General features: G+C 65.7%; 22 protein-coding genes, 2 tRNA genes and 1 pseudogene. 18 read left to right on the top strand and 7 right to left on the bottom strand.

The genetic code is table 11. The features are described 5' to 3' along the window. Positions 1 to 77: 77 nt before the first annotated feature. Positions 78 to 563, bottom strand: a complete 486-nt coding sequence (locus N7367_RS05145; protein ID WP_279941863.1) for an Mpo1-like protein — start codon at positions 561 to 563, stop codon at positions 78 to 80. A gap of 118 nt (positions 564 to 681) precedes the next feature. Continuing rightward, complete coding sequence (locus tag N7367_RS05140; RefSeq protein WP_053515559.1) at positions 682 to 1,608, bottom strand: phosphoribosylaminoimidazolesuccinocarboxamide synthase; 927 nt, start codon at positions 1,606 to 1,608, stop codon at positions 682 to 684. A 141-nt stretch (positions 1,609 to 1,749) separates the two neighbouring features. Between N7367_RS05140 and N7367_RS05135 the strand changes: the two genes are divergently transcribed. The 11 genes and pseudogenes from N7367_RS05135 to N7367_RS05085 form a co-directional block, all read left to right on the top strand. Next, positions 1,750 to 2,079, top strand: a complete 330-nt coding sequence (locus tag N7367_RS05135) for a DnaJ domain-containing protein (protein ID WP_005411327.1) — start codon at positions 1,750 to 1,752, stop codon at positions 2,077 to 2,079. A 29-nt stretch (positions 2,080 to 2,108) separates the two neighbouring features. After that, complete coding sequence (gene rpe, locus N7367_RS05130) at positions 2,109 to 2,786, top strand: ribulose-phosphate 3-epimerase (RefSeq protein WP_065174373.1); 678 nt, start codon at positions 2,109 to 2,111, stop codon at positions 2,784 to 2,786. Positions 2,787 to 2,798: 12 nt separating this feature from the next. Then, on the top strand, positions 2,799 to 3,284 hold the full coding sequence (locus N7367_RS05125) for a GNAT family N-acetyltransferase (RefSeq protein WP_053515753.1): 486 nt from the start codon (positions 2,799 to 2,801) through the stop codon (positions 3,282 to 3,284). A 229-nt stretch (positions 3,285 to 3,513) separates the two neighbouring features. Next, positions 3,514 to 3,741: a hypothetical protein gene (locus N7367_RS05120; RefSeq protein WP_279941862.1), complete on the top strand. Its 228-nt coding sequence runs from the start codon at positions 3,514 to 3,516 to the stop codon at positions 3,739 to 3,741. Between the two features lie 48 nt (positions 3,742 to 3,789). Next, complete coding sequence (locus N7367_RS05115; protein ID WP_279941861.1) at positions 3,790 to 3,957, top strand: hypothetical protein; 168 nt, start codon at positions 3,790 to 3,792, stop codon at positions 3,955 to 3,957. Positions 3,958 to 4,216: 259 nt separating this feature from the next. Further along, positions 4,217 to 5,146, top strand: coding sequence for a lipid kinase YegS (gene yegS / locus N7367_RS05110; RefSeq protein ID WP_279941860.1), 930 nt, complete (start codon positions 4,217 to 4,219; stop codon positions 5,144 to 5,146). A gap of 175 nt (positions 5,147 to 5,321) precedes the next feature. Continuing rightward, complete coding sequence (trpE, locus tag N7367_RS05105) at positions 5,322 to 6,797, top strand: anthranilate synthase component I (RefSeq protein ID WP_053515567.1); 1,476 nt, start codon at positions 5,322 to 5,324, stop codon at positions 6,795 to 6,797. Positions 6,798 to 6,905: 108 nt separating this feature from the next. Beyond that, complete coding sequence (locus tag N7367_RS05100; RefSeq protein WP_065181530.1) at positions 6,906 to 7,493, top strand: aminodeoxychorismate/anthranilate synthase component II; 588 nt, start codon at positions 6,906 to 6,908, stop codon at positions 7,491 to 7,493. Between the two features lie 18 nt (positions 7,494 to 7,511). Beyond that, positions 7,512 to 8,543, top strand: a complete 1,032-nt coding sequence (gene trpD, locus N7367_RS05095) for an anthranilate phosphoribosyltransferase (RefSeq protein ID WP_279941859.1) — start codon at positions 7,512 to 7,514, stop codon at positions 8,541 to 8,543. Positions 8,544 to 8,617: 74 nt separating this feature from the next. Continuing rightward, a complete protein-coding gene (gene trpC / locus N7367_RS05090) occupies positions 8,618 to 9,412 on the top strand; it encodes an indole-3-glycerol phosphate synthase TrpC (protein ID WP_279941858.1) in 795 nt (264 codons plus the stop codon). Continuing rightward, positions 9,409 to 10,074 (top strand): annotated as a pseudogene (locus tag N7367_RS05085) (haloacid dehalogenase-like hydrolase); the annotation flags it as partial. The gene trpC and the pseudogene N7367_RS05085, both read left to right, overlap by 4 nt. A gap of 11 nt (positions 10,075 to 10,085) precedes the next feature. On the opposite strand, the gene N7367_RS05080 reads toward N7367_RS05085, so the two are convergent. Together N7367_RS05080 and crp are read right to left on the bottom strand one after the other, a co-directional pair. After that, on the bottom strand, positions 10,086 to 10,847 hold the full coding sequence (locus N7367_RS05080) for a sulfite exporter TauE/SafE family protein (protein ID WP_065181533.1): 762 nt from the start codon (positions 10,845 to 10,847) through the stop codon (positions 10,086 to 10,088). 62 nt (positions 10,848 to 10,909) lie between these two features. After that, positions 10,910 to 11,599 carry a cAMP-activated global transcriptional regulator CRP gene (gene crp, locus N7367_RS05075; protein WP_010482649.1) on the bottom strand — a complete coding sequence of 230 codons (690 nt, stop codon included), beginning with the start codon at positions 11,597 to 11,599 and terminating at the stop codon, positions 10,910 to 10,912. Between the two features lie 149 nt (positions 11,600 to 11,748). Here crp and speD point away from each other — a divergent pair, with 149 nt between their 5' ends. Then, positions 11,749 to 12,543 carry an adenosylmethionine decarboxylase gene (speD, locus tag N7367_RS05070; RefSeq protein WP_019661504.1) on the top strand — a complete coding sequence of 265 codons (795 nt, stop codon included), beginning with the start codon at positions 11,749 to 11,751 and terminating at the stop codon, positions 12,541 to 12,543. A gap of 167 nt (positions 12,544 to 12,710) precedes the next feature. Further along, on the top strand, positions 12,711 to 13,031 hold the full coding sequence (sugE, locus tag N7367_RS05065) for a quaternary ammonium compound efflux SMR transporter SugE (RefSeq protein ID WP_005411314.1): 321 nt from the start codon (positions 12,711 to 12,713) through the stop codon (positions 13,029 to 13,031). Positions 13,032 to 13,092: 61 nt separating this feature from the next. Here the strand turns inward: sugE and coq7 are convergent, their stop codons facing one another. Next, on the bottom strand, positions 13,093 to 13,737 hold the full coding sequence (gene coq7, locus N7367_RS05060; protein ID WP_197600280.1) for a 2-polyprenyl-3-methyl-6-methoxy-1,4-benzoquinone monooxygenase: 645 nt from the start codon (positions 13,735 to 13,737) through the stop codon (positions 13,093 to 13,095). A 195-nt stretch (positions 13,738 to 13,932) separates the two neighbouring features. On the opposite strand from coq7, the gene rplM reads away from it, so the two are divergent. Both rplM and rpsI read left to right on the top strand, forming a co-directional pair. Then, complete coding sequence (rplM, locus tag N7367_RS05055) at positions 13,933 to 14,361, top strand: 50S ribosomal protein L13 (protein WP_005414692.1); 429 nt, start codon at positions 13,933 to 13,935, stop codon at positions 14,359 to 14,361. 2 nt (positions 14,362 to 14,363) lie between these two features. Continuing rightward, positions 14,364 to 14,756, top strand: a complete 393-nt coding sequence (rpsI, locus tag N7367_RS05050; RefSeq protein WP_053515585.1) for a 30S ribosomal protein S9 — start codon at positions 14,364 to 14,366, stop codon at positions 14,754 to 14,756. Between the two features lie 218 nt (positions 14,757 to 14,974). Here the strand turns inward: rpsI and N7367_RS05045 are convergent. Further along, positions 14,975 to 15,049 (bottom strand) — tRNA-Gln (locus N7367_RS05045). 52 nt (positions 15,050 to 15,101) lie between these two features. Then, positions 15,102 to 15,178: transfer RNA gene (locus N7367_RS05040), tRNA-Met, on the bottom strand. A gap of 121 nt (positions 15,179 to 15,299) precedes the next feature. Between N7367_RS05040 and N7367_RS05035 the strand changes: the two genes are divergently transcribed. The 3 genes from N7367_RS05035 to bfr all read left to right on the top strand — a co-directional run bounded on the left by N7367_RS05035 (position 15,300) and on the right by bfr (position 16,849). Then, complete coding sequence (locus N7367_RS05035; RefSeq protein ID WP_053515586.1) at positions 15,300 to 15,917, top strand: RNA pyrophosphohydrolase; 618 nt, start codon at positions 15,300 to 15,302, stop codon at positions 15,915 to 15,917. A 108-nt stretch (positions 15,918 to 16,025) separates the two neighbouring features. Next, positions 16,026 to 16,235, top strand: a complete 210-nt coding sequence (locus N7367_RS05030; protein WP_032951724.1) for a bacterioferritin-associated ferredoxin — start codon at positions 16,026 to 16,028, stop codon at positions 16,233 to 16,235. 143 nt (positions 16,236 to 16,378) lie between these two features. Next, on the top strand, positions 16,379 to 16,849 hold the full coding sequence (gene bfr / locus N7367_RS05025; RefSeq protein ID WP_005414691.1) for a bacterioferritin: 471 nt from the start codon (positions 16,379 to 16,381) through the stop codon (positions 16,847 to 16,849). Position 16,850 lies beyond the last annotated feature (1 nt).

Here is a 16,850-nt window from a genome sequence, read left to right as displayed (position 1 = left end):
TGGCAGGCCGGCGGTGGACCGCAGGTGAGGAAATCCGCCCGTTCAGGAAGCGAGGGTGACGCCCGCCCGGAGGCGTGTCAGTAACGCCAGTCGAGCCTGCGATAGAGCTTGGCCATCACCCAGGCCGGGCCGATCAGCAGGTAGGTCAGGTCGGTCAGGAAGCTGGGCTTGCGGCCCTCGAACTTGTGCCCGATGAACTGCGCGATCCAGGCCACCACGAACACCTTCACCGCCAGCCAGAACAGGTTGTGCAGGCCGATCTCGGCCTCCAGCAGGCGGCACAGGCAGCCGAACACGAAGAACTGGATGAGCATGCCGATGCCCAGCGGACGCGACAGCTTGTTGTAGAAGCACCAGGCACTGAACATCGCGAACGCCGACCAGATGCCGTACTGGAACCAGGTGATCAGGGGGGGCAGGCACCACAGCAGGGCCACGGCCGACCACAGGATGGCCGGTACCGCGACCACGTGGATGCGCTGGTTGATCGTATTGCGGTGATCGTCGGAGTAGCTGGCGAAGTAGCGGTCGATCGGCCGCGCGAGCTCGGTGGTGGTCTGCATGCTTCTTCGCTTCCTCCGGTGAGGCCGACAGCATACTCCCGGGCGCCTTCGCACAGCGCCACCCTGGGCGCTGCCGGGCACGACGCCCCCGGTCGCTGCGACCGGGGGGCGCAGGGGATCAGTCGACGCTGATCCCGGCCAAACGCTGCAGCGCCTCGGCGTACTTGGCGCGGGTGCGCTCGATGATCTCCGCCGGGATGTTCGGGCCCGGGGCGGTCTTGCCCCAGTCCAGCGTCTCCAGGTAATCGCGCACGAACTGCTTGTCGTAGCTGGGCGGGCTGGTGCCCACTTCGTACTCGTCGGCCGGCCAGTAACGCGATGAATCCGGCGTCAGCATCTCGTCCATGATGTACAGGCGGCCGTCGGCATCGGTGCCGAACTCGAACTTGGTGTCGGCCAGGATGATGCCGCGCTCGCGGGCGTAATCGGCGGCGAACTTGTAGATGCGCAGGGTGGCATCGCGCACGCGCTCGGCCAGTTCGGCGCCGACCTGCCGCACCATCGCATCGAAATCGATGTTCTCGTCATGGTCGCCCACCGCGGCCTTGGTCGAGGGGGTAAAGATCGGTTCGGGCAGCTGCTCGGCCTGGCGCAGCCCATCGGGCAGGTCGATGCCGCTGACCTTGCCGGTGCGCTGGTAGTCCTTCCAGCCGCTGCCGATCAGGTAGCCGCGGGCGATCGCTTCCACCGGCACCGGCTTCAGCTTGCGGGTGACCACGGCGCGCCGGGCGTACAGCGCCGGGTCCACGCCTTCAGGCAGCACGCTGGCCACGTCGATGCCGGTCAGGTGATTGGGCATCAGGTGCGCGGTCTTGGCGAACCAGAAATTGGAGACCTGGCAGAGCATTTCGCCCTTGCCGGGGATCGGGTCGGGCAGCACCACGTCGAACGCCGACAGGCGATCGGTGGCGACCATCAGCAGGTAGTCGCCCGGCGGGGTCCCTGCAGGCAGCCGCTCGCGCGGGATATCGAACACATCACGCACCTTGCCGCGGTGGCGCAAGGGCAGGCCGGGGAGATCGGATTGCAACAGCGTGGTTGGCACGGGCACTCCTGGGGCGTTGTCGATACGGCTGCCCAACGGACCCGGCGGGCCCGCTGACCAGCGGGCGGCCTAGTGTAAAGCCGTCCGGGCCCGCTGTGACGTAAAATGAGCGTCCATTTCGTCGGTCGACCCCGGAGCGCCATGCGCTGGTACGGAAAACTGCTCGGATTCATCGCCGGCGCCCTGCTGTTCCGGCCCAATCCGCTGTTCGGCGCGGTGGTCGGCCTGCTGATCGGCCATGCCTTTGATTCGGATTGGTTCCGCCTGAACAAGGAGAACCCGTACCGGGAGCTGGGGCTGACCTCCGAGGCCACCGATGCCGAGGTCGAGCGCGCCTACCGCAAGCTGATCTCGCAGTACCACCCGGACAAGCTTGGCGGCGCCGCCCCCGAGCTGCAGCAGCAGGCCGAGCAGAAGTCGCGGCGCATCAACGCCGCCTACGACCGCATCAAGACCCTGCGCAAGCGCTGACCCCTTTCCCCTCGTTGCAAGGCCCGGCCATGTCCCACTGCCTCATCGCCCCCTCCATCCTGTCCGCCGATTTCGCCCGCCTCGGCGAGGAAGTCGACAACGTCCTGGCCGCCGGTGCGGACTGGGTCCACTTCGACGTGATGGACAACCATTACGTACCCAACCTGACCATCGGCCCGATGGTCTGCCAGGCACTGCGCAAGCACGGCGTGACCGCGCCGATCGACGTGCACCTGATGGTCGAGCCGGTCGACCGCATCATCCCGGACTTCGCCGAAGCCGGTGCCACCTACATCAGCTTCCATCCGGAGGCCAGCCGCCACGTGCACCGCACGATCCAGCTGATCCGTTCGCTGGGCTGCAAGCCGGGCATCGTGCTGAACCCGGCCACGCCGGTGGACATCCTCGACTGGGTGCTGGATGACCTGGACCTGGTGCTGCTGATGTCGGTCAACCCGGGATTCGGCGGCCAGGCCTTCATTCCTTCGGCGCTGGACAAGCTGCGCGTGGTCCGCCAGAAGATCGATGCCAGCGGCAAGGACATCCGCCTGGAAATCGACGGTGGCGTGAAGGCCGACAACATCGGCGAGATCGCGGCTGCGGGCGCCGACACCTTCGTCGCCGGCTCGGCCATCTTCAATGCCAAGACCCCTTACCAGGACGTGATCGCGCAGATGCGCGCCAACGTCGCTGCGGCGCGGGGCTGAGGCATGAGCACGGTGGCCGTGTTGAACATCCGCCCGGCCACTGCCGCCGACGCGGGCCTGATCCTGCGCTTCATCCGTGAGCTGGCCATCTATGAGCGGGCCGAGCATTCGGTGCAGACCGACGAGATCGGCATCGCCGAAAGCCTGTTCGGTCCCGACGCAACTGCCCGCGCGCTGATCTGTGAAGCCGATGGCGAGGCCATCGGCTATGCGGTGTATTTCTACAACTACTCCACCTGGCTGGGCCGCAAGGGCATCTACCTGGAAGACCTGTATGTCAGCCCGCAGCAGCGGGGCGCGGGCGCTGGCAAGGCGCTGCTGAAATACATCGCGCGGCAGGCGGTCGCCGAAGGCTGCGGTCGCTTCGAATGGTCGGTGCTGGACTGGAACACGCCGGCCATCGAGTTCTACACCGCAGCGGGCGCGAAACCGCAGGATGAGTGGACCGTATACCGGCTCGACGGCGACGCGCTGAAGGCGTTTGCGGGAAGCCGGTAGCGCCGACCGTAGACCGGCCGGCGGAAGGCAATCCTCCCGCGTCGTTGTTCCTTACGTGCGTACGTCCGACGACGCAGGATGCGCAGAACAGAGAACTCCTAGTTTTCAAGCCGGATTCTCCTGATTCCTTGGAAAGGCCGTCGATGCCACGGTAGCGGCACACCAGCATGCAACTCATCAAACGGGGGGTTGTCGAATGCTGGTTTGCTGGACTATCAGGAGACGTGGCGTGAGGGAAATCACTTTGGAAGAAATGGGCAGCGTGTCCGGTGGCGCAGGTGTTTCTGCAGAAACCATCGGTTGCGCTGTTGGGGGCGCCATCGGCTCACGAGGCGGCGCGTTGGGGAGCGCCGCAGGCTGTATTGCGGGCGCCTATATCGCAAACAACTGGGGCGGCGGTGGCGGCATCAGGATCGGACCAGCACAGGCACTGGCAATCCTGACGATGGCCCGCTGATTTCCCGTCCGTCCAGTAGCCACGAAGTGTTCCGGCTGAAGAGCGCGTATGAACATCATCTGCTGTCTTCTTGTCGCCGCGTCGGTGGTGCTGGCATCGGCGGTGTTGTCGCCGATCGTCTCCGAGGGATCGCTCGTCTGGTATCTGGCTGCCGTTGCAGGCTTGGTCACGTTCCTGTGTCGCGCGATTCATCGGAGAATGGGTGACAAGAGGTAGCCCGAGGTGTCGGTGTCGCCTCTCACACTGGCACGTCTGATCGTGGATGGCCGATGCCCCAGCGGTTGACCGGGCCTGAAGCAAGAAGGCCGCACCCCTGCGAGTGCGGCCCTGGAAGCTGTCGGAGGCTGATCCTGCCTCCATCCGTCGTCCCTGCTATGGCCTTCCATTCTCCGGGAGCTGAATGACACGCATGTGACATTCACTGCCGGCAAACGGTGCGTTGCTAGCCTGTGCCACCCCACACCGGAATCCCCGCATGACCGCACCGCGCTGGCGCCTGATCCTCAACGGCAAGTCCGCAGGCAATGACGAGCTGCGCGACGCGGTGCGCCAGTGGCGGGAGCGGGGCGTGCAGCTGGAGGTGCGGGTCACCTGGGAAGAGGGTGACGCCGAGCGTTACGTGGCCGAGGCCATCGACCATGGGGTAGATGTGATCGTGGCGGCAGGGGGCGACGGCACGCTCAGTGCGGTGGCCGAAACGCTGGCCCACCGCGATGAGTCCGCCGATGCCCTGCCTTCGCTGGCGTTGGTCCCGATGGGCACCGCCAATGACTTCGCCACCTCGGCCAACATTCCGGCCGAGCCGGAGGCCGCGCTCGCACTGATCGGGCAGACCACGGCACATGCCATCGATCTGCTGCGCGTGGATGCCGATGGCACGCCCTGGTGGTGCGCCAACCTGGCCAGTGGCGGTTTCGGCACGCAGGTCACCGTGGAAACCGATGCCGGCCTGAAGAAGATGCTCGGTGGCCTGGCCTACGTGATCACCGGCATCGCCAAGCTGGGGCGGATCGAGCCGATTACCGCGCGTCTGCACGGTCCGGACTTCGCCTGGGAAGGCGGCTTCATCGCGCTGGGGATCGGCAACGGCCGGCAGGCCGGTGGTGGCCAGCAGCTGTGCCCACAGGCACTGATCGATGACGGCCTGCTGGATGTCACCGTCGTGCCCGAACTGGAGGGGGAGGTGGCGTCGACGCTGGGGCAGATGCTGACCGGTGGCAAGGAAGCGGCGCTGGAACGGGTGGCCACCCGCGTCCGGCTGCCCTGGCTGCAGCTCGAGTCGGCGCAGCCACTGACCCTGAACCTGGACGGTGAGCCCGTGCAGGCGCGGCGGTTCCGCATCGACTGCGTGGCTGGCCGGGTGCGCATGCATCTGCCGGCGGATTGCCCGCTGCTGGCCACGTAACGTGGTTGCCACGCCTGGCGCTGCGGGGTTCCACTCCCGTCCAAGCTGCGATACAGTCAAGGGGTGTCCAGCCTGACGACCCCGCATACCCTTTCTTCCGCACGCCGTTGGTGGCGATGGTGGCCCGTTGCCGTCGTCCGCCCCCATAACGCTGTGTCCCGGAAGGAAAGTCGTCTTGAACTCGCACGCTCAGTTTCAGCTGCAGGCCGCTGAAGGCCACACCCACATTCCCGTTGTCCGCGAAGTGCTGTCCGACCTGGACACGCCGCTTTCGGTCTATCTGAAGCTCGCCGACGGCCCCAATACCTACCTGTTTGAATCCGTCGAAGGCGGCGAACGCTTTGGTCGTTACTCGATCATCGGCCTGCCGGCGCGCCGCGTGTATGCCTTCCATGGCCATACGCTGACCGTGCGCGAAGACGGCCAGGTGGTGGAAACCCGCGAGGTGGCCGACCCGTTTGCCGAAGTCGAGGCGCTGCGCAGCGCCCACTCGGTGCCGAAGCTGGAGGGCCTGCCGGGCTTCACCGGTGGCCTGGTCGGCTGGTTCGGTTTCGAGTGCATCGGCTATATCGAGCCGCGCCTGGCACCGCCGGCCGGCCGCGATGAACTGGGCACGCCGGACATCCTGCTGCTGCACTCCAACGAGCTGGCGGTATTCGACAATCTCAAGGGCCGCCTGTACCTGATCGTGCACGCGGACCCGCGCGTCGACGGCGCGTTCGAGCAGGCGCAGGCGCGCCTGGATGCGCTCACCGCAAAGCTGCGTGCACCGGGTGCCGGTTATCCCGCACCGCTCAACAGCGATGTGCTGGATGAATCCGATTTCGTCTCCGGTTTCACCCGCGATGGCTTCGTCGATGCGGTCCAGCGCAGCAAGGAATACATCCGCGCCGGCGACATCTTCCAGGTGGTGCTCAGCCAGCGCCTGAGCGTGCCGTTCAACGCACGCCCGGTGGACGTGTACCGCGCGCTGCGCGCATTGAACCCGTCGCCGTACATGTATTTCCTGGATGTCGGCGACCTGCAGGTGGTTGGCTCCTCGCCGGAAATCCTGGTGCGGCTGCAGGACGGCGAAGTCACCGTACGCCCGATCGCCGGCACGCGTCCGCGCGGCGCCACCGTCGAGCAGGACCTGGCACTGGAAGCCGAGCTGCTGGCCGATCCGAAAGAACGTGCCGAGCACCTGATGCTGATCGATCTCGGCCGCAACGATGCCGGTCGCGTATCAAAGGCCGGCACGGTGGAAGTGGGCGAGCAGTTCGTGATTGAACGCTACAGCCACGTCATGCACATCGTCAGCGAGGTGACCGGGCAGCTGCAGCCGGGCCTTAGCTATGCCGACGTGCTGCGCGCCACCTTCCCGGCCGGCACCGTCAGCGGCGCACCGAAGATCCGCGCGCTGGAAGTGATCCGCGAACTGGAGCCGATCAAGCGCAACGTGTACGCCGGCAGCATCGGCTACATCGGTTGGCACGGCGATGCCGATACCGCGATCGCGATCCGTACCGCGGTGATCAAGGACGGCCGCCTGTACGTGCAGGCCGGCGCCGGCATCGTCTACGACTCGGACCCGGACAAGGAATGGGACGAGACGATGAACAAGGGCCGCGCGCTGTTCCGCGCCGTCGCCCAGGCCGCCAAGGGCCTGTAAGGCACCCTGCGCCGTGGCCTGCGCTGCGGCACCTTCCGCTGTACCTGGCCCTCTCCCTGTGCGGCACCCACGTGTACGCCCACTCCCGATAAGCGACGGAACCCGACCATGTTGTGGATGATCGACAACTACGACAGCTTCACCTACAACCTCGTGCAGTACCTGCAGACGCTGGGTGCCGAGGTGAAGGTGGTGCGCAACGATGCAATGAGCGTGGATGAGATCGCCGCGCAGAAGCCCGAGCGCATCGTCATCTCGCCCGGCCCGTGCACGCCCAACGAAGCGGGTGTGTCGCTGCAGCTGATCGAACGCCTGGGCCCGACCACGCCGATTCTCGGTGTCTGCCTGGGCCACCAGGGCATCGGCCAGGTCTATGGCGGCACGGTGATCCGCGCGGGCAACATCATGCACGGCAAGACTTCGCCGATCCGCCATGAAGGCAAGGGCGTCTTCGCCGGCCTGCCGGATCGCTACCAGGCCACCCGTTACCACTCGCTGGTGGTGGACAAGAACAGCCTGCCCGATGTGCTGGAAGTGACCGCCTGGACCGAGAACGACGACGGCTCGATCGAAGAGATCATGGGCCTGCGCCATCGCCACTTCCCGGTGGAAGGCGTGCAGTTCCACCCCGAATCCATCCTCACCGAACACGGCCACGCCCTGCTGCGCAATTTCCTGCAGCGACCGGCCGCCTGAGTCCAAGGAGCAATCCCGATGAGCTTCTCCCCCCAGGAAGCCCTGCACCGCACCATCGAGCACCGCGAGATCTTCTTCGACGAGATGGTCGACCTGATGCGGCAGATCATGCGTGGCGATGTTTCGCCGATGATGACGGCAGCCATCCTCACCGGCCTGCGCGTGAAGAAGGAGACCGTGGACGAAATCGCCGCGGCGGCCACCGTGATGCGTGAATTCGCCCGGCCGGTGCCGGTGGCCGATACCTCCAACCTGGTCGATATCGTCGGCACGGGGGGCGATGGTTCGCATACCTTCAACATCTCCACCTGCGCGATGTTCGTCGCGGCGGCTGCCGGCGCGCGCGTGGCCAAGCATGGCAACCGCAGCGTGTCGTCCAAGTCCGGCAGCGCCGACGCGCTGGAGGCACTGGGCGCGGTGATCGAGCTGCAGCCGGAGCAGGTGGCCGCGGCCATCGAGCGGACCGGGATCGGTTTCATGTTCGCGCCGATCCACCACCCGTCGATGAAGGTGGTGGCGCCGGTGCGCCGCGAGATGGGCGTGCGCACCATCTTCAACATCCTCGGCCCGCTCACCAATCCGGCCAGCGCACCGTCGGTGCTGATGGGCGTGTTCCACCCCGATCTGGTGGGTATCCAGGCGCGCGTGCTGCGCGAACTGGGTACCGAGCGCGCCATGGTGGTCTGGGGCCGCGACAACATGGACGAGATCTCGCTGGGCGCCGGCACCCTGGTCGGCGAATTGCGCGACGGCAGGGTGCGCGAGTACGAGATCCACCCGGAGGACTTCGGCATCGCCATGTCGGCCAGCCGCAACCTGCGCGTGGATGGCCCGGAGCAGTCCATTGCCCTGCTGCGCGCGGTGCTGGACAACGAGCCCGGCCCCGCGCTGGACATCGTCGCGCTCAATGCCGGCGCCGCGCTGTACGTGGCCGGCGTGGCCGACGACATCGGCGATGGCCTGGCCCGTGCCCGCGCCGCCATCGCCAATGGCAGCGCCCGCCAGCGCCTGCACCAGTACATCGAGACCACCCGCGCACTGGTTGCCTGAGCGCGTGGTTCAGCCTGACCCCGTCGATGGCCGATAATGGCCGTCCTCACCGCCCCCGCACCGAACCGAAGACGATGAGCGACATCCTGCAGACGATCCTGGCCCGCAAGGCCGAAGAAGTAGCCCAGCGCCGCGCCCAGCGCCCGCTCGGGGAGCTTCAGGCCGCCGTGGCCAGCGCCCCGCCGGTACGTGGCTTCGTGCGCGCGTTGCAGGCGGCGGTGGCCAACGGCGACCCCGCGGTGATCGCCGAAGTGAAGAAGGCCAGCCCCTCCAAGGGCGTGATCCGCCCGGATTTCCGCCCGGCCGACATCGCGGTCAGCTACGAGTTCGGTGGTGCCAGCTGCCTGTCGGTGCTGACCGACGTGGATTTCTTCCAGGGCGCCGACGCCTACCTGCAGCAGGCCCGCGAGGCCTGCACGCTGCCGGTGCTGCGCAAGGACTTCGTGATCGATGCCTACCAGGTGTACGAGGCGCGCGTGCTGGGCGCTGACTGCATCCTGCTGATCGTGGCGGCGCTGGACGATACCCAGCTGGCCACGCTGTCGGAACTGGCACTGTCGCTGGGCATGGACGTGCTGGTGGAAGTGCACGACATCGACGAGCTGGAGCGTGCGCTGCAGGTGCCGGCGCCGATGATCGGCATCAACAACCGCAACCTGCGCACCTTCGAGGTCTCGCTGCAGACCACCCTGGACATGCGCCTGGCCGTGCCGCGCGACCGCCTGCTGGTGACCGAGAGCGGCATCCTCGGGCCCCAGGACGTGGCGCTGATGCGTGATGCCGGCATCCACGCGTTCCTGGTCGGCGAGGCCTTCATGCGCGTGGAAGAGCCGGGCGAGGGCCTGCGTCAGCTATTCTTCGCGGCATGAAAACGCATTACCCGACGCCACGCGCGGATGCGCCGCTGGTGGTCTTCGACTTCGATCACACCCTGTACGACGGTGATTCGGGCACGCACCTGTTCGCCTCGCTGATCAAGCGCAACCCGTTGCGCATGCTCGCGGCGCTGCTGGTCACCCCGATCGCCGGGCCGATGGTGGCGATGCTGCCGACCCGCCGTGCCGGCATTTCGATCTACGTGTGGATCGGCAGCTTCGGCCTGCATCGTGCGCGCGAGTTCAACCGGGTGATCGACGCCTACGTGATCAGGAACGAGGCGCAGATGCGCGCCAAGCTGCTGCCGCAGGCGCTGGAGGTGTTCGCCGCGCACCGTGCAAAGGGGGATCGCGTGGTGGTGGCCACGGGCGCCCCGCCCGAACTGGCCCGCGCGATCCTGGCCTTCGTTGCGCACCAGGACGTGCCGGTCATCGGCACGGAGGTCGGGCCGCGCCTGGGAGGGGTGGGGCCGACCCGTCACTGCCACAACGAAGAGAAGATGCGCATGCTGCGTGAACGTGGCTATGGCGACATCGACATTGCCTACTCCGACAGCACTGCGGATCTGCCGCTGCTGCTGGCGGCGAAGGCGCCGGTGGTGGTCAACCCGAAGCCGGGCAAGGTGGCGTTCTTCCGCAGCGTACTGCCGGCGGGCGCGGAGCGCGGTCAGCGCGCCAGGTACCCGGTCACCGCGTGGCCGATCTGGAACAGGCTGATGCCCAGTACCAGCACGCCAACCGCGACCAGTACCCAGCGTTCCTTGACCCGCTTGACCAGGATCGCGGCCACCGGCGCGGCCATCATGCCGCCGATCAGCAGCCCGGCGACGATCTGCAGGTGCTGCACCCCCATCGACAGCAGGAAGGTGGCCGAGATGGTCAGGGTGACCACGAACTCGGCCGCGTTGACCGTGCCGATGGTGGTACGGGCCTGGCCGCCACGCGCCAGCAGGGTGGACGTGGCGATCGGGCCCCAGCCACCGCCGCCGCTGGCGTCCAGAAGGCCGGCGAAGAAGCCCAGAACCGGCACGCGGCGGATCTCGCCGCTGGGCATCCAGCGCCCGGCAGCACGGGCCAGGATGACGATGGCAAGCACCAGCAGGTAGAGGTAGATCAACGGGCGGATGAAATCGCCGGGCAGTTGGGCGAGTACATAGGCACCGATCGCACCCCCGATCGCGCCGGGCAGCGCCAAGCGCACGAACAGGCGTTTATCGACATTGCCAGCCGCAAGATGCGACACACCGGAGGCGCCGGTGGTGAACACTTCGGCGGTGTGGATGCTGGCGCTGACCTGCGCCGGCGGCAATCCCATGCTCAGCATCACCGATGAGGAGACCAGGCCGAAGGCCATGCCCAGCGCTCCATCGACCAGCTGCGCACCGAGGCCGATGAGGATGAACCACCAGAATTCGCTGCTCAGTTCCATGCACCGAGCCTAGCGCGCGAAGGAGTGCGGACCAAGGTCCGCACCCACCGGGTGCTCAACGTTCAACGGGTGCCGTAAAGCACCACGGTCTTGCCGCGGGCATGCAGCAGCCCGTCGGTCTGCAGCTTCTTCAGCACGCGGCCGGCCATCTCACGCGAGCAGCCGACCAGGCGCGCCAGCTCCTGCCGCGAAACGCGCAGCTGGCTGCCCTGCGGGTGGCTCATCGCCTCCGGCTCCTGGGCCAGATCGTGCAGGGTGCGAACGATGCGGTCGGTAACGTCCAGGAACGCCAGGCGGCTGGCCTTGCGGCTGGTGTCGAGCAGACGCTTGGAGATCTGCTGGCCCAGCGCGTACAGCAGGCGCGGGGCGTCGGCCGACAGCGGGCCAAGGAACAGCTGATGCAGGCGCTCGTAGCTGATCTCGGCCAGCTCGCAGGCGGTGCGGGTCCGCAGGATCACTTCGCGGCGGTCCGATTCCACGAACAGGCCCATCTCGCCGACGAACTCGCCGGCACCGAAGTAGCCCAGCACCAGCTCACGATCGTCATCTTCCTCGGCCATGATCGAAACCGAGCCGCTGATGACGTAATACAGGGTTCCCGCCGGGTCTCCTGGTCGGAAGACGTCGGTCCGGGTGGGATATCGCCGCCTGTGGCTGTGCGCCAGGAAACGATCGATTGTTGCGATATCCAGGGCCAGTGGACTGCTAGCTAGGCGCACGGTTGACACGATAGGGGCGCTCCCTCTGCGCATGAACGGATTCACGGGGTCGATAGCGGAGCTTAACCAGCGCAATTGTTAAGGGCAAACAGTGTGCCAGAACTCTTGCGTCTTCACGTTCCCCCCGGGGGCGGTTTGCCCCATAATTCACCCTTTCTCTTCTTACACAGGAATCGACCGCCGTGGTCAAGCCGTTGCCTCGCCTGAGGTTGCAGGGTTTCAACAACCTCACCAAGGCGCTGAGCTTCAACATCTATGACGTGTGTTACGCGCGCACCGAAGAGGAGCGTCAGCGTTACATTGAATACATCGATGAAGAGTACAACGCCGACAGGCTGACTCAAATCTTGACCGATGTCGCCGAGATCATCGGCGCCAACATCCTGAACGTGGCCCGCCAGGACTACGATCCGCAGGGTGCCTCGGTGACCATCCTGATCTCCGAAGAGCCGGTGATCGACAAGAAGCTGGCGGGCAAGGAGCTGATCTCCGACGCCGTGGTCGCGCACATGGACAAGAGCCACATCACCGTCCATACCTACCCGGAAACCCATCCGCAGGAAGGCATCGCGACGTTCCGCGCGGACATCGACGTGGCCACCTGTGGCGTCATTTCGCCGCTGAAGGCCCTGAACTACCTGATCGAGAGCCTGGAATCGGACATCGTGATCATGGACTACCGCGTCCGTGGCTTCACCCGCGATGTGAAGGGCAAGAAGCACTTCATCGATCACAAGATCAATTCGATCCAGAACTTCCTGGCCAAGAACATCAAGTCGCGTTACGAGATGTTCGACGTCAACGTCTACCAGGAGAACATCTTCCACACGAAGATGCACCTGAAGGACTTCGACCTGGATCAGTACCTGTTCGAGGAAAAGGCCAGGAACCTGTCGTTCAAGGAACGCATGAAGATCGAGGCGCTGCTCAAGCGTGAGATCGAAGAGCTGTTCCACGGTCGCAATCTGTCCGAGTAACACCCCTGTGCGATGCCGGCAGGCATCGTCACCCAGGCGGGACGACCCGCCCCGTGGAACCTGCGTGCTGCGCAATTCATAGTTCCACGGCGATGTACCGACCTACGGCCCGGTGTGAAGACACCGGGCCGTTTCGTTTTTCAACCACTAGGTAAGGACCCCCACCCATGCCCTGGATCTACCTGCTGCTGGCCGGCCTGTTCGAGATCGGCTTCGCGCTTGGAATGAAGTACTCCGAAGGCTTCAGCAAGCCACTGCCCACGGCCGCCACGGTCGTTTCCGCGCTGATCAGCCTGTACCTGATGAGCCAGGCCATGAAGAGCATTCCGGTCGGCACGGCCTATGCCATCTGGACCGGCATCGGGGCCATGGGCGTGGCAGTGCTGGGCATCTACCTGTTCAACGACAGTGCTTCACCGGCCCGCCTGGCCTGCGTGGGCCTGATCGTCGCCGGTGTGATCGGCCTGAAGCTGGTGTCGCCGAACTGAGCCGGCGCCGAGGCGTCCGATGCCGCGTAGCCGGCAGCGCCGGGCCATGCGCGGCGGCCGTTCAGAGGCGGTACGCGATGCTCTTCATCACCTTCGAGGCCAGCGCCATCGCCCCCGGAATCGGGAAGGGCAGGCGGCGGGCGCCGGCCTGCTCGGCATGGTCCGCATGCCGGGCCTCGTCCTGCTTCATCACTTCGATGACCGCGCGGCTGCGCAGGTCGGCGGCCGGGAGATCGACCAGATGCTCATCCAGGTGGGCCTCGACCTGGCGTTCGGTCTCGACCACAAAACCCAGGTTCCAGCCATCACCGCGCAGCCCGGCCAGGGTGCCGATGGTGTAACTGCCTGCGTACCAGAGCGGGTTGAACAGGCTCGGCCGGCTGTCCAGTTCGGCCAGGCGGGTGGCACACCACGCCAGGTGGTCGGTTTCCTCCTGCGCTGCCTCCAGCAGATGCTCGCGGGTGGCCGGGTCGCGGGCCACGGCGGCCTGGCCGAAATACAGGCCCTGCGCGCAGACCTCGCCGACGTGGTTGATCCGCATCAGCCCGGCCGCATGGCGGCGCTGGCGGGCGTCCATGCCCGGCTCGTCGGTGTCCACCGCCGGATAGGGGCGGCTGGCCGGCGGGTTGCCGAACACCGTGTCCAGGGCGCGCTGGGCTTCGGTCAGCAGGTGGTCCAGCGGGGTGGTCTGGCGGAGCACGGTCATGGCGATACGGTGGGGCGGGAGACCCGCCGATTCTCGCCCGCGCCCGCGCCCCTGCCAACCCGGGACAGGGGGCGGCTTGCGCCGGGGCCTGGACCTGCGTACAATCCCGCCTCTTGCGCTTCACCTTTCACAACGCGTGGCAGAGTTCCGGCGAGTCCTTCGCCGCAATGAGCCCGACCTAACCTAGAGTTCTTCATGAGCACTTTCACTGCCAAGAACGAGACCGTCCAGCGCGACTGGTACCTCGTCGACGCCGAGGGCAAGACCCTGGGCCGTCTCGCCACCGAGCTGGCCCGCCGTCTGCGTGGCAAGCACAAGCCGGTCTACACCCCGCACGTTGATACCGGCGACTACCTGGTCGTCATCAATGCAGAAAAGATTGCCGTCACCGGCAAGAAGCTGCAGGACAAGATGTATCACCGTTTCACCGGTTACATCGGCAACCTGAAGACCGAGTCCCTGGCCCAGGCGCTGGAGCGCCACCCGGAGCGCGTGATCGAGATCGCCGTGAAGGGCATGCTGCCGAAGGGCCCGCTGGGTCGCCAGATGTACCGCAAGCTCAAGGTCTACGCCGGCACTGAGCATCCGCACGCCGCACAGCAGCCGCAGGTTCTGGATATCTAATCATGGCTATCACTCAAAACTACGGCACTGGCCGCCGCAAGTCCTCCACCGCTCGCGTGTTCCTGCGCAAGGGTTCGGGCAACATCACCGTCAATGGCCGTCCGCTGGACGAGTTCTTCGGTCGTGAGACCGCGCGCATGATCGTGCGCCAGCCGCTCGAGCTGACCAAGAACACCGAAAGCTTCGACATCCTGGTCACCGCCACCGGCGGCGGCACCACCGGCCAGGCCGGTGCGATCCGTCTGGGCATCGCCCGTGCGCTGGTCGAGTATGACGAAACCCTGAAGTCCGAGCTGCGCAAGGCTGGCTTCATGACCCGTGACGCCCGTGAAGTCGAGCGTAAGAAGGTCGGTCTGCACAAGGCCCGTCGCGCCACCCAGTTCTCCAAGCGCTGATCCACTGCGCCTGGCTGGGCTCCTCCGGGAGCCCGCTGGTTGGAAAAAGCAAAAGCCCGGCTTTGGCCGGGCTTTTGCCGTTTCGGGGTTGTGCATTGGAGAGAGTGGGGTCAGGGCCCATTCCTGCGAACAACCGGGGTTCTCTCTGGAGGGGAGCCCCCGCGGAGCCCAGAAACGCAGAAGGCCAGATCTTTCGATCTGGCCTTCTGCGTTTAATTTGGCTGCCCCGGATGGATTCGAACCACCGAATGCCTGAGTCAGAGTCAGGTGCCTTACCGCTTGGCGACGGGGCAATGTATCGTGTAACTATTTTCTCACTTTTCACGCTGAAAAACAACTTCAGCATGGTGGCTATGGGTGGACTCGAACCACCGACCCCAGCATTATGAGTGCTGTGCTCTAACCGGCTGAGCTACATAGCCTTGGTGAGCCCGCTATTCTGCTGATACGCCGTGGGACTGTCAACACATTTGTGCCGCGCTTGTCGCCTGACAGGCGGCGTGGGATAGTCCTGACCAGTAGATTTTTTTAGGAGTCCGCATCGTGATCGATCCGGACGGCTATCGACCGAACGTCGGCATCGTGCTGATGCGGCAGGACGGGCAGGTGTTCTGGGCACGACGCGTGCGCCGGGATGGCTGGCAGTTCCCGCAGGGTGGGATGAACACCGACGAGACGCCCGTCGAGGCCATGTATCGCGAACTGCAGGAAGAGACCGGCCTGCTGCCTGAGCACGTGGAAGTGCTGGGGGCAACGCCCGGCTGGCTGCGCTACAAGCTGCCGGCGCGGGCAGTCCGCCGCAATGAACGGCAGGTCTGCATCGGCCAGAAGCAGGTCTGGTTCCTGCTGCGCCTGACCGGTGACGAATCCCATGTGTGCCTGGACCATACCGATTCGCCGGAGTTCGATCACTGGCGCTGGGTGGATTTCTGGTATCCGGTGGAGCATGTGGTGATGTTCAAGCGCGGCGTCTACGCGCGCGCGCTGCGACACCTGGCGCCGTTGGCGCGCGGGGTGGCGGGGCAGGGCGTCACTGCCATGCCGAAGAGCGCAGCGGAAGCGTGGATGCCCGGCAACACCGCGGGGCACGACCGTCCGCGCAAGCGGCCGCGCAGCAGGGGCTACTGGCCCAAAAAGGCGCAGGAAGGACCGACGAGCTGACCGCCTGAACGGTATCGAGAATGGTTCAGGTCTCTGATTGACAACCATTCTCGTTTCCATTGGAATAGCGACCAGGCCGCTTCTGGCCTGTCAGCCCGGTTCCCGCCTGTGTACGTCTGCATCTGCAACGGAGTCACCGACCACCAGATCCGCGAAGCCGCCAGCCATGGCGTGACGTCGGTGGCCGAGCTGACCATGCGCACCGGATGCGGCGCGACCTGCGGGTCCTGTCTGGACATGGCCGGCGAGCTGCTGGCCAAGGCACGCGCCACCCACGATCTGCCGCTGCCGGTGCTCGGTCTGGCCCAGGTCGCCTGACTGTCTTTTCCGCGGTGCGTTGATACCGCGCCTGCGCATCCCTCACGTGCGGCCGCACAGGCCAATGCGCACGATTCGCGTTCCTTCACGACCGCACGCAAGGCGGTAAAGTGCCTGCGTTTTCAGCGTGCAGGAGTATCCCCATGAAGGGCGACACCAAGGTCATCGAATTCCTCAACAAGGTCCTCTACAACGAGCTGACCGCGATCAACCAGTATTTCCTGCACGCCAAGATGCTGAAGAACTGGGGCATCAAGGAACTTGCCGAGCATGAGTACAAGGAATCGATCGACGAGATGAAGCATGCCGACATGCTCGCCGACCGCATCCTGTTCCTTGAAGGACTGCCGAACTTCCAGGCGCTGGGCAAGCTGCGCATCGGCGAGAACCCGACCGAGATCCTGCAGTGTGACCTTTCGCTCGAGCGTGATGGCGTGGTCACCCTGCGCGAGGCGGTGGCCTATGCCGATTCGGTCGGCGACTATGTGAGCCGCCAGCTGTTCGTGAAGATCCTCGATTCGGAGGAAGAGCATATCGACTGGCTGGAAACGCAGCTGGACCTGATCGAGCGCATCGGCGAACCGAAGTACCTGCTGAGCAAGCTCGAAGAGTGAG

This window comes from Stenotrophomonas sp. GD04145 (assembly GCF_029835135.1).
Taxonomy (GTDB): Bacteria; Pseudomonadota; Gammaproteobacteria; order Xanthomonadales; family Xanthomonadaceae; genus Stenotrophomonas; species Stenotrophomonas maltophilia_P.
The sequence above is the reverse complement of the archived record's forward strand: the minus strand, read 5'-3'. Positions and strand labels throughout refer to the sequence as shown.

Excerpts from the sequence above, each read along its gene's own strand:
- N7367_RS05145 (WP_279941863.1), bottom strand. The coding sequence starts at position 563 with ATGCAGACCACCACCGAGCTCGCGCGGCCGATCGACCGCTACTTCGCC.
- trpD (WP_279941859.1), top strand. The coding sequence starts at position 7,512 with ATGAGCTTCTCCCCCCAGGAAGCCCTGCACCGCACCATCGAGCACCGC.
- rplM (WP_005414692.1), top strand. The coding sequence starts at position 13,933 with ATGAGCACTTTCACTGCCAAGAACGAGACCGTCCAGCGCGACTGGTAC.
- bfr (WP_005414691.1), top strand. The coding sequence starts at position 16,379 with ATGAAGGGCGACACCAAGGTCATCGAATTCCTCAACAAGGTCCTCTAC.
- rpsI (WP_053515585.1), top strand. The coding sequence starts at position 14,364 with ATGGCTATCACTCAAAACTACGGCACTGGCCGCCGCAAGTCCTCCACC.
- crp (WP_010482649.1), bottom strand. The coding sequence starts at position 11,599 with ATGCGCAGAGGGAGCGCCCCTATCGTGTCAACCGTGCGCCTAGCTAGC.
- N7367_RS05080 (WP_065181533.1), bottom strand. The coding sequence starts at position 10,847 with ATGGAACTGAGCAGCGAATTCTGGTGGTTCATCCTCATCGGCCTCGGT.
- N7367_RS05100 (WP_065181530.1), top strand. The coding sequence starts at position 6,906 with ATGTTGTGGATGATCGACAACTACGACAGCTTCACCTACAACCTCGTG.
- trpC (WP_279941858.1), top strand. The coding sequence starts at position 8,618 with ATGAGCGACATCCTGCAGACGATCCTGGCCCGCAAGGCCGAAGAAGTA.
- coq7 (WP_197600280.1), bottom strand. The coding sequence starts at position 13,737 with ATGACCGTGCTCCGCCAGACCACCCCGCTGGACCACCTGCTGACCGAA.
- rpe (WP_065174373.1), top strand. The coding sequence starts at position 2,109 with ATGTCCCACTGCCTCATCGCCCCCTCCATCCTGTCCGCCGATTTCGCC.
- N7367_RS05115 (WP_279941861.1), top strand. The coding sequence starts at position 3,790 with ATGAACATCATCTGCTGTCTTCTTGTCGCCGCGTCGGTGGTGCTGGCA.
- yegS (WP_279941860.1), top strand. The coding sequence starts at position 4,217 with ATGACCGCACCGCGCTGGCGCCTGATCCTCAACGGCAAGTCCGCAGGC.
- sugE (WP_005411314.1), top strand. The coding sequence starts at position 12,711 with ATGCCCTGGATCTACCTGCTGCTGGCCGGCCTGTTCGAGATCGGCTTC.
- N7367_RS05135 (WP_005411327.1), top strand. The coding sequence starts at position 1,750 with ATGCGCTGGTACGGAAAACTGCTCGGATTCATCGCCGGCGCCCTGCTG.